General features: G+C 65.4%; 14 protein-coding genes. 4 read left to right on the plus strand and 10 right to left on the minus strand.

The window, feature by feature from the left end; translation table 11 throughout:
- Nucleotides 1–10: 10 nt before the first annotated feature.
- The 6 genes from MUB46_RS13315 to purC all read right to left on the minus strand — a co-directional run bounded on the left by MUB46_RS13315 (nt 11) and on the right by purC (nt 4,121).
- Nucleotides 11–670, minus strand: a complete 660-nt coding sequence (locus MUB46_RS13315) for a glutathione S-transferase family protein (RefSeq protein ID WP_261616409.1) — start codon at nt 668–670, stop codon at nt 11–13.
- Between the two features lie 25 nt (nt 671–695).
- Nucleotides 696–1,391, minus strand: coding sequence for a phosphoribosylformylglycinamidine synthase subunit PurQ (purQ, locus tag MUB46_RS13320; protein WP_261616410.1), 696 nt, complete (start codon nt 1,389–1,391; stop codon nt 696–698).
- 209 nt (nt 1,392–1,600) lie between these two features.
- Nucleotides 1,601–2,233, minus strand: coding sequence for a DUF8168 domain-containing protein (locus MUB46_RS13325; RefSeq protein ID WP_261616411.1), 633 nt, complete (start codon nt 2,231–2,233; stop codon nt 1,601–1,603).
- A 76-nt stretch (nt 2,234–2,309) separates the two neighbouring features.
- Complete coding sequence (locus MUB46_RS13330) at nt 2,310–3,050, minus strand: FkbM family methyltransferase (RefSeq protein WP_261616412.1); 741 nt, start codon at nt 3,048–3,050, stop codon at nt 2,310–2,312.
- A 35-nt stretch (nt 3,051–3,085) separates the two neighbouring features.
- A complete protein-coding gene (gene purS / locus MUB46_RS13335) occupies nt 3,086–3,328 on the minus strand; it encodes a phosphoribosylformylglycinamidine synthase subunit PurS (RefSeq protein WP_261616502.1) in 243 nt (80 codons plus the stop codon).
- 28 nt (nt 3,329–3,356) lie between these two features.
- Entirely contained in the window at nt 3,357–4,121 is a 765-nt protein-coding gene (purC, locus tag MUB46_RS13340; protein WP_261616413.1) for a phosphoribosylaminoimidazolesuccinocarboxamide synthase, read from the minus strand.
- 306 nt (nt 4,122–4,427) lie between these two features.
- On the opposite strand from purC, the gene MUB46_RS13345 reads away from it, so the two are divergent.
- On the plus strand, nt 4,428–4,751 hold the full coding sequence (locus MUB46_RS13345; RefSeq protein ID WP_261616414.1) for a DUF1476 domain-containing protein: 324 nt from the start codon (nt 4,428–4,430) through the stop codon (nt 4,749–4,751).
- A 145-nt stretch (nt 4,752–4,896) separates the two neighbouring features.
- Here MUB46_RS13345 and purB read toward each other — a convergent pair whose 3' ends face one another.
- The gene (gene purB / locus MUB46_RS13350) at nt 4,897–6,204 is read right to left on the minus strand and encodes an adenylosuccinate lyase (protein WP_261616415.1); all 1,308 of its coding nucleotides are present in this window, start codon (nt 6,202–6,204) and stop codon (nt 4,897–4,899) included.
- 176 nt (nt 6,205–6,380) lie between these two features.
- Here purB and MUB46_RS13355 point away from each other — a divergent pair, with 176 nt between their 5' ends.
- Together MUB46_RS13355 and MUB46_RS13360 are read left to right on the plus strand one after the other, a co-directional pair.
- On the plus strand, nt 6,381–7,625 hold the full coding sequence (locus tag MUB46_RS13355) for an NAD(P)/FAD-dependent oxidoreductase (RefSeq protein ID WP_261616416.1): 1,245 nt from the start codon (nt 6,381–6,383) through the stop codon (nt 7,623–7,625).
- A 176-nt stretch (nt 7,626–7,801) separates the two neighbouring features.
- The gene (locus tag MUB46_RS13360; RefSeq protein ID WP_261616417.1) at nt 7,802–8,233 is read left to right on the plus strand and encodes a YybH family protein; all 432 of its coding nucleotides are present in this window, start codon (nt 7,802–7,804) and stop codon (nt 8,231–8,233) included.
- A gap of 60 nt (nt 8,234–8,293) precedes the next feature.
- Here the strand turns inward: MUB46_RS13360 and MUB46_RS13365 are convergent, their stop codons facing one another.
- Together MUB46_RS13365 and MUB46_RS13370 are read right to left on the minus strand one after the other, a co-directional pair.
- The gene (locus MUB46_RS13365; RefSeq protein WP_261616418.1) at nt 8,294–8,956 is read right to left on the minus strand and encodes a trimeric intracellular cation channel family protein; all 663 of its coding nucleotides are present in this window, start codon (nt 8,954–8,956) and stop codon (nt 8,294–8,296) included.
- A 291-nt stretch (nt 8,957–9,247) separates the two neighbouring features.
- A complete protein-coding gene (locus tag MUB46_RS13370; protein WP_261616419.1) occupies nt 9,248–9,736 on the minus strand; it encodes an Lrp/AsnC family transcriptional regulator in 489 nt (162 codons plus the stop codon).
- 151 nt (nt 9,737–9,887) lie between these two features.
- On the opposite strand from MUB46_RS13370, the gene MUB46_RS13375 reads away from it, so the two are divergent.
- Nucleotides 9,888–13,370: an indolepyruvate ferredoxin oxidoreductase family protein gene (locus MUB46_RS13375; RefSeq protein WP_261616420.1), complete on the plus strand. Its 3,483-nt coding sequence runs from the start codon at nt 9,888–9,890 to the stop codon at nt 13,368–13,370.
- A gap of 15 nt (nt 13,371–13,385) precedes the next feature.
- On the opposite strand, the gene MUB46_RS13380 is transcribed toward MUB46_RS13375, so the two are convergent.
- A complete protein-coding gene (locus tag MUB46_RS13380; RefSeq protein ID WP_261616421.1) occupies nt 13,386–14,390 on the minus strand; it encodes a P1 family peptidase in 1,005 nt (334 codons plus the stop codon).
- Nucleotides 14,391–14,440 lie beyond the last annotated feature (50 nt).

Here is a 14,440-nt window from a genome sequence, read left to right on the forward strand (position 1 = left end):
TGGTTCGCCCTTAATCCGTATCGCCGGCCGACGCCACGCGCCAACTGTCGCGGGCGCTGATGGTCGCCCACCAGTCCTGCAGGCCGGAGAAACGGTCAAGAAGCTGTTGAGCCTCGGGAACGGTGCGGAAATAGCCGAAGACCGGGGCCGCATGCAAATCGGCGAGGTTCGGCCGGTCGCCGCCGAAACAGGGCCGGCCGTCGAGAAGCCGGTCGAACTCGGCAAGGCAGGTGGTCGCCAGCGGAATCGCGGCGGATATCCGGGCGTCGTGCTCGGCGCCCTCGCCCTTGGACCGGGCGGTATGGGCGACATAGACGTCCCAGACGAGGGTGCGATAGGCGACGGAATCGACGATGCCGATCACCTGGGCCATGCGCGCGCGCGCCGTCGGCGCCTGCGGCTGCAGGGCGGGCCCCTCGAAGGCCTCGTCGATGTAGCGGGTGATGGCCTGGGTCTCGTAGAGCACGAAGTCGCCGTGTTGCAGCGCCGGGATCCTGCCGAAGGGATTGAGCGCCAGGTAGGCCTCGGTCTCCGCGCCCGCGGCGAAGATATCGACCGGCTCCTGGTCGTAGGCCACGCCCTTCTCGTGAAGCGCCATCCTGGCGATCCGGACATAGACGGAGTAGGGGGCACCGTAGAGGGTGACGCCCGCGCCGGCTTCACCGGCCATTACCGGGCCTCCGTGGCGGTGCGCATCAGGCGGTCTCCAGCGCCGCGACCATGCTCCGGAAAATGCCGAGGCCGTCGGTCGAGCCCTGGACCGCTTCCACATGGTCCTCGGGGTGCGGCATCAGGCCGAGCACGTTGCCGCGGTCGTTGCGCACGCCGGCGATGTTGCCGATCGAGCCGTTCGGGTTGGCCTCGCCGGTCACGGCGCCGTCGGCGTCGCAGTAGCGGAACACCACGCGCCCGTCGTCCTCGAGCCGCTTCAGCGTCTCGGCGTCGGCGAAATAGTTGCCGTCGCCGTGGGCGACGGGAACGCGGATCACCTGGCCCTGTTCATAGGCGCTGGTGAAGCGGGTGCCGGTGGTCTCAACGCGCAGGTGCACGTCCCTGCAGACGAACTTCAGATCGGCGTTGCGCATCAGCGCGCCGGGCAGCAGGCCCGTCTCGGTCAACACCTGGAAGCCGTTGCAGACACCGAGCACGGTGACGCCGGCCTCGGCCCTGGCGATGACGTCGCGCATGATCGGCGAGCGCGCGGCGATCGCGCCGCAGCGCAGATAGTCGCCGTAGGAGAAGCCGCCGGGAATGACGACCAGGTCGACGTCCGGCAGCTCGGTTTCCTTGTGCCAGACGATGGCCGGCTTGCGGCCGCCGGCGATTTCCAGCGCGCGCGCCATGTCGCGTTCGCGGTTGATGCCGGGGAAGAGGACAATGGCGGATTTCAAGGCACGGCCTCTGGAGCGCAGGAGTCGATGTGGGAGAGCACTTGTTTGTAGGGCTCTATATCAGAACACAACGAAGGAGAAAGCTACTTTCCCGCGTTGTGTTATTTATTTCTACTCAGGCAGTATTCTATATACAATCCCACCATATTCCAGGTTAAGCTAAATAATCTTAGCCTATCATCAGATGTTGTTATTAAGTAGTGCCCGTGTCATATATTGTCTGAGAATGATTTTACTTCCATTATATCGTCCTTTTTCAATTTTATTTTATCTCTAAATATCTTCCATTGATCGTATTCTTTTAAATTTTCGATATTGTTTTCATAAACAAAGTGATTTTTTAAAGATTCTATTGATCTGTAGCAATAAAATCCAGTGTCGTCGGCGTTTTTCATTGCGGATGTTAAGTCTCTAAGGCTCCTTCTTAAAATTATTCCACTTTTTCCTATGCATAGATTCCTTATTTCATTAAATTCTATTTTAGTATTTCTTTTAGCATTTATTTCTTTTATGCAGGGAATATCTATTCCGAATACTATATCAATTTTATTATCTCTGTTAATTGCTCTGAATATGTCGACGCTGTAGTAATGCCCCTCTAGGTATCCTATTATTGCGAGATCATTTAGAATTATATTGTATAATGTATTTATTAGATCATATACATTCCAATCATCTTCCATATCGGCCCAAATTGAAATTTTATTTAAAATTATGTTTATGTGGGCGGTTCCACTTTGTCCTGTGGATAGGTGTGTAAAGCTTGTTTTATATTCTATGCTTATCTGCGCCCGCTCTGGTGTTACAATCCCTTCGAAAAGATATGTTTTTAAATTTTTCATGGATACACCAGGTTTTGTGCCATGTATTTATTTCTGGTTCTGAGCAGCGCTCGCGAGCGCTCTCGCTAGCTGCAAGCTAGGCCTCCCGCCGGAACAACAGCCCGTCGAACTGGTCCATGGGCCCGAGCTTCTGCTTGCTCTGGACCGGCAGGGTGAAGGCGAGGTGGAAGCCGCGGGATTCGAGATCGCTCAGGATCTCCAGATAGTCCGGCTCGTCTTCGTAGAGCGGATCGAGCGACAACTCGATCTGAATGCCGACGCAGCGCGCCAGCGTTTCCTCAGCGCCGGCGAGCACCGGTTTCTCGAAACCCTGCACGTCGATCTTGAGAAACGGGCGTTCGGCCTTCGACAGCGCCTCGGCGGCCGCCTCGTCGAGGCTGCGGCACTCGACCGTCTCGATGCGCTCCACCGCCAGGCCCTCGGGGCCGGCGCCGTCGAGCGGTCTTTGCAGCGAGGTGAGTGAGGTGTCGCGGCAGACGTTCAGCGCCGCCGTGCCGCCTTCGGCGGCCAGCGCCATCGGCGGCGCCATGTCCCAGAGCGGATCCTGGGCGGCCTGGGCCGCGGCCTGGGTCCAGGCTTCCATCAGCGGCTCGAACGACAGGATGCGGCCCTTGTAGCCCGACGCCCGCAGGCGACGGGCGTACTGGCCGGTATTGGCGCCGACGTCGAGCACCAGATCGATCCGGTGCCGGTTGATCAGATGGGCGACGTTGCGGTCATGGAACGGCGGAAACCACAGTTTCAGCGTCTTCTGCTTCGGGAACGGGACGAAGGGCCGGAGGTGCTTCTTCCAGATCCGGCCGAGCGAACTTGCCATCTTGTGCCCGAAACGTTTGCGCGTGCGGCCCGGCCCTACACCAGCTCGATCGAGTAGTTCTCGATGACGGTGTTGGCGAGCAGCTTCTCGCACATGGCTTCCAGCTCGGTCCTGGCCTTCTCCCGGTCGCTGCCCGACAGCTCGAGCTCGATCAGTTTGCCCTGGCGAACGTCCTCGACGCCCGAGAAGCCGAGGGAGGAGAGGGCGTGCTGGATGGCCTTGCCCTGCGGATCGAGGACGCCGTTCTTCAGGGTGACGGTGACGCGTGCCTTCATGATGGCGGGTATTTTCCTGTTGTCGGGGCCGTTACTGCACCAGAACCGGGCCGCGCGGCACGTTCGGCTCGTTGCCGACCATGATGCCCAGCCGGCGGGCGACTTCCTGGTAGGCCTCGACGAGGCCGCCCATATCGCGGCGGAACCGGTCCTTGTCGAGCTTGTCGCCCGACTGGATGTCCCACAGACGGCAGGAATCCGGGCTGATCTCGTCGGCGAGCACGATGCGCATCATGTCGCCCTCGTACAGGCGGCCGAACTCGATCTTGAAGTCGACGAGACGGATGCCGGCGCCGAGGAACAGGCCGGTGAGGAAGTCGTTGACGCGCAGGGCCAGCGACATGATGTCGTCGATCTCCTGCGGGCTGGCCCAGCCGAACGCGGTGATGTGCTCCTCGGCGACCATCGGGTCGTCGAGCTCGTCGTTCTTGTAATAGAACTCGATGATCGAGCGGGGCAGCTGCGTGCCCTCGTCGATGCCCAGGCGCTGCGACAGCGAGCCGGCGGCGACGTTGCGGACCACGACCTCGAGCGGGATGATCTCGACCTCGCGGATCAACTGCTCGCGCATGTTGAGCCGCCGGATGAAGTGGGTCGGTACGCCGATCTCGTTCAGGTGCTGGAAGATGTGCTCGGAAATCCGGTTGTTGAGCACACCCTTGCCCTCGATCTGGGCGTGTTTCTTCTTGTTGAAGGCCGTGGCGTCGTCCTTGAAGTGTTGGACGAGCGTTCCCGGTTCGGGTCCCTCATAGAGGATCTTGGCCTTGCCTTCGTAGACTCTGCGGCGGCGGTTCATTCGTATCAGACCTGTCATAGGAAACGTGGCACCCTCGACTTGGGCGGCACCGAGCCCATACATGTTACCGAAGAAACGGACGCGCCATCATGGCGGATTCGTCCGGAAAGTCGCGCGCACCCTATCCGATCCGACCCGGCGATACAACGCGCGCGAGACGGCGGATGATCGCGGGTCGAAAACCGTACCGATAGGGTCACCGGTGCTGTTGATTTGGGGGGGGCGGGCGAGTATGCAAGGCCCGATTTGGGCTGTCGGGCTTGGCCCGCCGGGCGCTGGTTCAGCGCTTTTCAATTGGAGGCATGAATGTCGGAATTCGAGAGGCGCAAGAAGGGTTTCGAGGAGAAATTCGCGCACGACGAGGAAATGCGCTTCAAGGCCGAAGCGCGGCGCAACAAGCTGCTCGGCCTGTGGGCCGCGGAAAAGCTCGGCAAGACCGGCGATGCCGCCGAGGCCTATGCCAAGGAAGTGGTGGTCGCCGATTTCGAGGAAGCCGGTGACGAGGACGTGTTCCGCAAAGTCCGCGGCGACTTCGACGCGGCCGGCGTCGAGCAGTCCGACCACCAGATCCGCCGCACCATGGACGAGCTGCTGGTGACGGCGATGGATCAGCTCCAGAACGAAGGCTGAGCGCCGGTTTCTGAGCGACGTAAGCGGATTTCGAGCGGCCCGGGACTTCCCGGGCCGTTTTTGTTTGGATTCCGCCCGCTTTCGCGGGAATGAGCAGGGTAGGGAAAGCCCGGCCTGCGGGAAGCCCTACCCGCCGGAAGCGGCGTCAGCTCTTGCCGAAGACCCGGGCGAAGATCGTGTCGACGTTCTTGAAGTGGTAGCCGAGGTCGAACAAGGCCTCGAGATCGGATTCCGGAATCCGCTGAGTCACTTCCGGGTCGGACTTCAGAAAGTCCAGGAACTGGCCTTCGCCGTTCCAGACCCGCATGGCGTGGCGCTGGACCGTGCGGTAGGCGTCCTCGCGGCTCATGCCGGCCTGGGCCAGCGCGATCAGCACCCGCTGCGAGTTCACCAGGCCGCCGAGGCGGTCGAGATTGGCCTGCATGCGCTCGGGGTAGACGACCAGCTTGTCGACGACGCCGGTGAGGCGGACCAGCGCGAAATCGAGCGTCACCGTGGCGTCGGGACCGATCATGCGCTCGACGGAGGAGTGCGAGATGTCGCGCTCGTGCCAGAGCGCCACGTTCTCCAGCGCCGGGGTGACGTAGGCGCGAACCATGCGGGCAAGCCCGGTCAGGTTCTCCGTCAGCACCGGATTGCGCTTGTGCGGCATCGCCGAGGAGCCCTTCTGGCCGGGCGAGAAATATTCCTCGGCCTCCAGCACCTCGGTGCGCTGCAGGTGGCGGATCTCGGTGGCCAGCCGTTCCACCGACGAGGCGACGACGCCCAGGGTGGCGAAGAAGGCGGCGTGGCGGTCGCGCGGGATCACCTGGGTGGAGACTGGCTCGGGCTGAAGCCCCAGCTTCTCGGCGACGCGGGCCTCGATGCGCGGATCGATGTTTGCGAAGGTGCCGACCGCGCCGGACAGCGCGCAGGTGGCGATTTCCGCGCGGGCGTCGGCCAGGCGCGCGAGATTGCGCGAGAATTCGGCGTAGAACCCGGCCAGCTTGACGCCGAACGTGGTCGGTTCGGCATGGATGCCGTGGCTGCGGCCCACCGTCGGCGTCATCTTGTGCTCGACGGCGCGCTTCTCGATGGCCGCCAGCAGGGCCTCGACATCGGCGATCAGCAGGTCGGCGGCGCGGGTGAGCTGGACCGCGAGGCAGGTGTCGAGCACGTCCGACGACGTCATGCCCATGTGGACGAAACGGGAATCCGGGCCGACGAACTCGGCCAGATGGGTCAGGAAGGCGATGACGTCGTGCTTCACCTCGCGCTCGATCTCGTCGATGCGGGCGACGTCGAATTCGGCGGCGTCGCCCTTCGCGCGGATCGTCGCGGCCGCGTCGACGGGGATCAGGCCGATCTCGGCCATTGCCTCGGCGGCGGCGGCCTCGATCTCGAACCAGATGCGGAATCTCGTCTCGGGCGCCCAGATGGATGCCATTTCTGGGCGGGAATAGCGCGGAATCATCGGCTCTTTTTCGTATGGTGACAGGGAAGCGCGGTCTTTAGCAGGAATGTCCGGCGGTCTCAACGACCAGGGGCGGCGATCGGGGCGGGACAGCCCCATTGTAGGCGCGGTGACGCCGCGTTAGAGGTGTTGGCTGCCCGTTTCAAGGGAACCGGGCCAGCCTGAGGATACATGTCATGGCCGATCGGGACATCGTGGTCATCGGCGCGGGCGTCGTCGGCGTTTCGGCGGCCCTGCACCTGCAAAGGCGCGGCCGCGCGGTCACGTTGATCGACCGGCGCGACCCGGGCGAGGAAACCTCCTACGGCAATACCGGCGTGATCGAGGGCGGCACCTACGTCCCGATCGCCATGCCGCGCAACCCGCTGGCGCTGTTGCGATACGGCCTCAACGACCGGCCAGAGATGCATTTCCACTGGCGCGCCATGCCGAAGCTCGCGCCCTGGCTGTTGCAGCTCTACGCCAATTCGACCGAGGCCAGGCTGCGCAGCAACGGGGCCGCCGTGATGGCGCTGCTCGCCCATGCCATCCCCGAGCACAAGGCGTTCATTCGCGAGGCCGGCGTCGACAGCCTGTTGCGCGAGAACGGCTGGCTGCAGATCTATCGCACCGAGGCGCAGTTCGACGCCGCCGCGCTGGAGCGCCAGGTCGCAAGCGAGACCGGGTGCGGCTTCACCGTGCTCGACGTCAACGAGGCGCGCGAGCTGGAGCCGCACCTGAAGCCCGTCTTCCGGAAGGCCGAGCTGTGGCACGACATCGCCTCGCTGACCGATCCGGGCGCCACCGTGAAGGCCTATGCGCGGCTGTTTGCGACGGGCGGGGGCGAGATCCTGCAGCACAGGGTCGACCGGCTGGTGCCCGACGCCGACGGCTGGACGGTCGAGACCGACAACGGCGCCATTGCCGCCGGCGAGGTCGTCGTGGCGCTCGGGCCGTGGTCGACGGACCTGCTCCATCCGCTCGGCTACCGGCTGCCGTTCGCGGTCAAGCGCGGCTACCACATGCATTTCAGTCCCGCCGGCGACGGCGGTCTCAACCGCCCGGTCGTGGATCTCGCCTATGGCTACGCCGCCTCGTCGATGGCCGCCGGCCTGCGCGTGACCACCGGTATCGAGTTCGCCGATCGCGACGCGCCGCCGACCCCGGTGCAGCTCGCCCGCGTCGAGCCCCGTGCCCGCGAACTGTTGCCGATCGAGGCGCCGCTGGAGCACGATCCCTGGATGGGGCGGCGGCCGTCGTTTCCCGATTCCGTCCCCGTCATCGGCCCGGCGCCGCGGCATCCGGGCCTCTGGCTCGATTTCGGCCACGCCCATCTCGGCCTGACGCTCGGACCGATCAGCGGGCGGCTTTTGGCGGATATGATCTGCGGGCAGACGCCGGTGGTCGATCCCGCGCCCTATTCGATTCAGCGGTTCGGCTGAACTGACCGATTCCCCTGTCTTTTCAAGGCCTTTTCGGTGCCATGTCGGGGCCTGTTTCGGGCGCGCGCGGGCCCCGGTTCACGCCGGTGTGCTCGCTGTTCGGTATGGCGCCGGCTAATTATGTGCTATGATCCAACGAACGGGGACCGGAATTGCATTAGTAAAGGAGGCCCGCGATGACGGACGCCGTTAGGGCCGAAATACAGGCCTTTTATGACCGCTACATTGCCGCCTGGAATGCCCGGGATTTCGGCGCCATGGCCGACTTCCACACAGAGCCGGCCCTTTTCATGCACTCGGAGAAGTCGTTCAACCTGCCGGACCGCGCGGCCAAGATCGCGATGCTTGAGGATCTGTTCGCGCGCCTGATAGACGAAGGTTTCAGCCATTCGGTCTACGATACGCTGACGGTGCGGCCGAGCGGCGAGGGCATGGCGATCGCCGATGCCCGCAACATCAGGCGCCTTCGCAGCGACGGCTCGTCGATCGAGGTCGTCGATGCGCACTACGTGCTGCGCAAGGAAGGCGGATCGTGGCGGTTCATCGTCACGGTCATCTGCTCGCCCGGTTGGCGAAAGCAGCGGCAACCCACCCTGTACGTGGCCTAGGTCGGTCACCCGGTTCGGCTCGCGGTGCGCGATCATACGACCGCTGCGCGGCCGGCGCCTTCATTCGGATGTCGAGTCCTTCGACGCGCCGATCCGCAGGAACTCTCCCGGCGGGCCCATCCGGATATCGAAGACGATGGCCGCCGCGCGGAGCGAAAAGGCGGCCAGAAATGCAGCGGTTTCGGCCATCAATCCGGGAACTGCGAGATAGGCGAGGGTGGCGTAGGTCAGGGAGCCGACCAGAGCGGTGGTGGCATAGAGCTGCCCGCACAGGATCATCGGTTGCGTGTTGGTGATCACGTCGCGAAGGAGGCCGCCGCCGGTGGCCGTGATCATGCCCATGAAGACGGCGACCACGAAGGGCGCGCCGAACGCCAGTGCGATGTGGCAACCGACCACCGCGAAGGCTGCCAGGCCCAGGGCGTCGGCCCAGACCATACCCCGGCGGCGGTTATTTTCGCCGGGAGAGACGAAGAAGGTGATCAGCGCCGCGGCCACGCACAGGATCAGCTCGGTGGGGTCCTGCGTCCACCACACCGGACGGCCGAGAAGCAGGTCCCTGATGGTGCCGCCACCAATGCCGGTGATGGTGCCGATCAGCACGAAGCCCAGGACATCCATGCGGTAGCGTGCCGCCGTCAGGGCGCCGCTGACGGCGAAGACGACATCGCCGAAATACATGATCACCAGAATGCCGATGCTGAGCGGATCGTTCGCGGCCATCCTTGCCCTCCTGGCGCTCCGTGTCGAAAAGCTTCGCGTCGCCCAATTCCCGGATGAGATTGAAATCGTTCGACGTCCTGGCCATGGTCACGCCCCCTTGCCAGAAAACAGTCGTCCAAACTTGTAGGCCAACACAGCTCGAATGTCGCTCCCCGGGCCCGTTCGGACGCCGCGGGCCGCCACGCCGGACGACAGGCCGGGGCGGCAGCCGGTGTCTATCCTTGAGGGCGTTTGGGGAAAGCGTCCGGGGGGCGTCGGCGTTCGTGCTGGCGCGATCCCGAAAGTCCGACGCTAGCCTTCGTTCGGCAGCGGCAGTTCGGTCGAATCCTTCGTGGTCGCCACGACGATGCGCGACTGGACATCGGTGACGAGCTCGGAGTCCAGCAGGCGGAACCGCAGGAACTCGTCATAGGCGCGCATGTCCTCCACGACGACCTTGATCATGTAGTCGACGGCGCCAGTCACGCGCTCGCAGAACACCACCTCGGGCCAGGCCCGCATCATGCGGTCGAAGGTCTCCATGTTCTCCCGGCTCGGCATGGCCAGCTTGACGAAAGCGTAGGAGACGAAGTCGAGGCCCAGCGCCTCGCGGTCGAGGATCGCCACCGTCGCCTTGATGACCCCGGTCTCCTTCAGCCGCTTGATCCGCCGCCAGCACGGCGTCTGCGACATGTTCACCGCCTTGGCGATCTCGGCCACCGGCCGGGAGGCGTCGCGCTGCAATTCCCGCAGAATTCGGACGTCGCCGGCATCGAGTGAAATTTTTTCGCGTGTCGACATTCAGCGGAACATCCTTGCGAGTATCTGATTGGAACGCGCAAGGATAGCACAGTTTTTTCGTCGGAACGCGAGATAATAAGCCATACAGCGAACAAGCCCGGTTCGCCTGCCGCTACGGAAAGGCCGGTGCCGGACAGGCAAGAGGCTGCCGATGAACGCGATTGCCCGCGAAGTCACGCTCGACGACAAATACGTACTGGACCGCGGCCAGGTCTACATGACCGGCATCCAGGCGCTGGTGCGCCTCCCGCTCGACCAGATCCGGCGCGACCGCGCCACGGGGCTGAAGACCGCGGGCTACATCTCCGGCTATCGCGGCTCGCCGCTGGCCGGCTACGACCAGCAGCTGGAACGCGCGAAACGCTTCCTCGACAGCCATGACCTGGTTTTCCATCCGGGACTCAACGAGGAGCTGGCGGCAACCGCCGTCTGGGGCACGCAGAAGGTCGGCCTTGCCGGCGAGAGCGACCACGACGGCGTGTTCGGCATCTGGTACGGCAAGGCACCCGGCGTCGACCGGGCCGGCGACGTTCTGCGCCACGCCAACGCCAGCGGCACGGCGGCGGCCGGCGGCGTGCTGGCGATCGCCGGCGACGACCATCTGGCCAAGTCCTCCTCGCTTCCCGTCCAGAGCGAGCACGCCTTCATCCATTCCGAGATCCCGATCCTCAACCCCTCCGACCTGCAGGACGTGCTCGACTACGGCCTGCACGGCATCGCGATGTCGCGCTATTCGGGCCTGTGGGTGGCGCTGATCGCGCTCGCCGACACGATGGATTCCTCCGGGATCGTCAATGTCGATCCGAACCGGATTTCGATCCGCCGCCCGCTCGACCACGCCGATCCGCGCCAGGCGGCCGAGCTGAACACCAATCTCCAGCTCAAGACGCGTCTCGACACCGAGGTCCTGAACCGCACCCTGCGGCTGCCTGCCGCCAAGGCCTATGTCCGGGCCAACCGGCTCGACCGCAAGGTGTTTGGCTCGGACAATCCGCGCTTCGGCATCGTCACGACGGGCAAGGCCTATCGTGACGTGCGCCAGACGCTCGACCTTCTCGGCATCACCGAGGCGGTTGCGCAGGAGATCGGTCTTGCCGTCTTCAAGGTGGCGATGCCGTGGCCGCTGGAGCCGGAGGCGATTTCCGGCTTCGCCAGGGGGCTCGATCGCGTCATGGTGGTCGAGCACAAGCGCGCGGTCATCGAGCCGCAGCTCAAGGACCTGATGTTCCACTGGGCCGCCGACCAGCGGCCCCAGGTGTACGGCAAGACGCGTCCCGACGGCCGTGCCTTCCTGCCGGATATCCGCGAATGTGGCCCGGGCGAGGTCGCCCCGGCGCTGATCGCGTTCCTGCCGAAGACCGCCCGCAAGGGCGCGATGGAGGAGGGCGCCCGGCGCCTCGCCGCCCGCCAGACCTGGAGCGACGAGCACGCCACCGACGCCGTGCGGTCGGCCTATTTCTGCTCGGGCTGCCCGCACTCGACCTCGACCGTGACGCCCGAAGGCAGCCGCGCCATGCCGGGAATCGGCTGCCACGCGATGACCGAGATCAACGGCCGCACCACCGAAGGCCTGATCGCCATGGGCGGCGAGGGCGCGTCGTGGCTTGGCCAGTTCCCGTTCTCGAAGACGAAGCACATGTTCGTCAATCTCGGCGACGGCACCTATTATCATTCCGGCATCCTGGCGATCCGCGCCGCGGTGGCGGCGCGCGCGCCGATTACCTACAAGATCCTGTTCAACGACGCCGTCGCCATGACCGGCGGACAGACCCATGACGGCCCGCTCGACGTGCGCCAGCTCGTCGCCCAGGTGCAGGCGGAGGGCGTCGAGCGCATCGCGCTCTTGTCGGAGCGTCCGCATCTCTATTCCCCGGCCGATCTGCCGGCCGGCGTGCCGCTGAAGCACCGCGACGACCTGAACGCGATCCAGGAGGAGTTCGCGGCGTTCCCCGGCGTCTCCGTCATCGTCTTCGATCAGACCTGCGCGGCGGAGAAGCGCCGCCGCCGCAAGAAGGGGCAGTACGAAAACCCGGACAAGCGGGTGTTCATCAATCCGCGAGTCTGCGAGGCCTGCGGCGACTGCTCGGTGCAGTCGAACTGCATCTCGGTCGAGCCGCTGATGACCGAGTTCGGCGAGAAGCGCCGCATCAACCAGTCGAGCTGCAACAAGGACTATTCCTGCGTGAAGGGCTTCTGCCCGAGCTTCGTCGAGGTGACGGGCGCGGGCCCGCGCAAGGTGGCGGGAGCCGACTTCGACATCGCCGCGCTGGCGGCCAAGCTGGCCGAACCGCAGGCGGATATCGGCGCCGCCCCGGTCAACCTGCTGCTCACCGGTATCGGCGGCATGGGCGTCACCACCACATCGGCGGTGCTGGCGACGGCGGCCCATCTCGACGGCCTCAACGCCTCGACCCTCGACATGACCGGACTTGCCCAGAAGAACGGGCCGGTCACTTCGCATGTGCGCTTTGCCGCCCCGGACGTTGCCATCGAGGGGCCGCGCATTCCGGTCGGGTCGCTCGACGTGCTGCTCGCCGCCGACCTGGTGGTCGCCGGCGGCGCCGAGGCGCTCAGCTTGTGCGCGCCGGACCGCACTCGCGCGGTGCTGAACACCGACGTCGCGCCGACCGCGGAATTCGTCATGCACCAGGTGCAGAGCTTCAACGCCCAGCGCATCGCCCGCACCGTGGGCGAGGCGGTGAAGGGCGTCGACGCGGCGGCGATCGCCCGGTTCGCCGAAACCGCGCTCGGCGACACGATCTTCGCCAACATGATGCTGGTCGGCTTCGCCTGGCAGACGGGGCTGCTGCCCTTGCGCCGCAAGGCGGTCGAGCAGGCGATCCGGCTGAACGGCGCCGCCGTCGACGCCAACCTGCTGGCGTTCGCCGCCGGCCGGCTGCTTGCCGCGCAGCCCGAGCTGTTCCAGGGGCTTGTCGAGGACACGACGAAGCCGGCCGACATGCCGCTCGACGAGCGCATCGTCTTCCTCGCCAAGGAGCTGATCGCCTATCAGGACGAGGCCTATGCCGAACGCTTCCTGAGGTCCGTCTCGACGGTCCGCGCGGCCGAGGAAAAGCTGAAGGGCGCGAACCTGAAGCTCACCCGGCAGGCGGCGGAATCGCTGTTCAAGCTGATGGCCTACAAGGACGAGTACGAGGTGGCCCGGCTCTACACCGCGCCGGAGTTCCGCGCCGCGCTGGACAAGCAGTTCGAGGGCGGTGGCAGGATCTCGGTCCAGCTCGCTCCGCCGCTTCTGTCGCGCATGGATCCGCGCACCGGCCGGCCGGCGAAGCGGAGCTTCGGTCCGTGGATCTTCCCGGTGTTCGGGATGCTCACCCGGCTGAAGGGCCTGCGTGGCACGCGCTTCGATCCGTTCGGTTACACGGCGGAGCGGCGCGAGGAGCGGGCGCTGATCGCCGAGTTCGAGGCAACGCTTGCGAAGCTCGCCGCCGGACTGGACGCGAAGAAGCTGGGTCTGGCCATCGAGATCGCCAGGGTGCCGGAGCTGATCCGCGGCTTCGGCCCGGTGAAGGCCGCCAATGTCGCCAAGGCGCGGCAGCGCTTCGATGGGCTGAACCGGCGCTGGGACGTGCCGACCGTGGCGACGGGCCCGGTGCTGGAAGCGGCAGAATAGGGATTAGCATAGGGATCAGCGCGGGAATTCGTCCCGGTAGGCCGGCCATTTCGCCGGACCGCGGCCGTCCTGTCCCGCCTCAAAGACCGCCCGTGCGATCGCGCGGGCGAGGCAGCGGGCGGCGGCGGCGCCGATGCGCAGCATATCGAGCGTCGGATCCTTCATCGCCGTCCTGCCGGTCGCCAGCGCGAACACCGTATCGCCGTCGAGCGGGGTGTGCACCGGATGGATGGCCCGCGCCATGCCGTCCTGCGCCATGACCGCCAGCCGCTTCGCCTCGGCCTTGGTGAGGATCGCGTCGGTGGCGACCAGCGCCGGCGTGGTGGCGGACAGCGCGTCCAGCTTGGAATAGGGCTTCAGCGCCTCCTCCTCGACACGCGATGGCAGGCCGCGACCGCCGAACTCGTCGCCCACCTCCCAGCCGCCGGCCCAGAAGTGCGGTCCGTCGCCGATCGTCACCCGGCCGACGCAGTTGACCGCGACAATGGCGCCGACCGTGAATCCGTCCTCGGTAACGAGCGACGCCGATCCCAGTCCGCCGCGGTGGCGCGCCGTCGTGCATCCCAACCCCGCGCCGACCGAACCGACGGCGAAGTCGACGCCGGCCCGATCGCAAGCCGACCATCCGAGGTCGCGATAGGGCGGGAACCGGCCCCAATCCTTGTCGCCGCCGTTGATGAGGTCGAACAGGATCGCCTGCGGTACGATCGGCACCGTCACTGGGCCGACCGGATAGCCGCGGCCCTTGTCGCGCAGCCAGGCCTGGACCCCGGAGGCGGCGTCGAGGCCGTAGGCCGATCCGCCCGAGATCACCACGGCATCGACGCCGGGCACGGTCATCTCGGGGCTGAGCAGTTCGGTGTCGCGTGTGCCGGGCCCGCCGCCGCGCACGTCGACGGACGCGGTGGTCGCCTCGTCGCAAAGGACGACGGTCGTTCCGGACAGGAGGCCGTCGTCGTCGGCATGGCCGACCAGAAGGCCGGGAACGTCGGTCAGGAGATTGCGGGGGCCGGGAATCATCGAGTCTCGTCCGATGCTTGAGTCAGGAACTTCCAGCGGAATCGCAGCCG

The organism is Microbaculum marinisediminis, from assembly GCF_025397915.1.
In the GTDB taxonomy this organism is placed as follows: Bacteria; Pseudomonadota; Alphaproteobacteria; order Rhizobiales; family Tepidamorphaceae; genus Microbaculum; species Microbaculum marinisediminis.

What these genes read in the sequence shown, in the direction of transcription:
- MUB46_RS13375 (WP_261616420.1), top strand. Translation starts at nt 9,888, where the DNA reads ATGAACGCGATTGCCCGCGAAGTCACGCTCGACGACAAATACGTACTG.
- purB (WP_261616415.1), bottom strand. Translation starts at nt 6,204, where the DNA reads ATGATTCCGCGCTATTCCCGCCCAGAAATGGCATCCATCTGGGCGCCC.
- MUB46_RS13345 (WP_261616414.1), top strand. Translation starts at nt 4,428, where the DNA reads ATGTCGGAATTCGAGAGGCGCAAGAAGGGTTTCGAGGAGAAATTCGCG.
- MUB46_RS13315 (WP_261616409.1), bottom strand. Translation starts at nt 670, where the DNA reads ATGGCCGGTGAAGCCGGCGCGGGCGTCACCCTCTACGGTGCCCCCTAC.
- MUB46_RS13330 (WP_261616412.1), bottom strand. Translation starts at nt 3,050, where the DNA reads ATGGCAAGTTCGCTCGGCCGGATCTGGAAGAAGCACCTCCGGCCCTTC.
- MUB46_RS13365 (WP_261616418.1), bottom strand. Translation starts at nt 8,956, where the DNA reads ATGGCCGCGAACGATCCGCTCAGCATCGGCATTCTGGTGATCATGTAT.
- MUB46_RS13360 (WP_261616417.1), top strand. Translation starts at nt 7,802, where the DNA reads ATGACGGACGCCGTTAGGGCCGAAATACAGGCCTTTTATGACCGCTAC.
- MUB46_RS13380 (WP_261616421.1), bottom strand. Translation starts at nt 14,390, where the DNA reads ATGATTCCCGGCCCCCGCAATCTCCTGACCGACGTTCCCGGCCTTCTG.
- MUB46_RS13370 (WP_261616419.1), bottom strand. Translation starts at nt 9,736, where the DNA reads ATGTCGACACGCGAAAAAATTTCACTCGATGCCGGCGACGTCCGAATT.
- MUB46_RS13355 (WP_261616416.1), top strand. Translation starts at nt 6,381, where the DNA reads ATGGCCGATCGGGACATCGTGGTCATCGGCGCGGGCGTCGTCGGCGTT.
- purC (WP_261616413.1), bottom strand. Translation starts at nt 4,121, where the DNA reads ATGAACCGCCGCCGCAGAGTCTACGAAGGCAAGGCCAAGATCCTCTAT.
- MUB46_RS13325 (WP_261616411.1), bottom strand. Translation starts at nt 2,233, where the DNA reads ATGAAAAATTTAAAAACATATCTTTTCGAAGGGATTGTAACACCAGAG.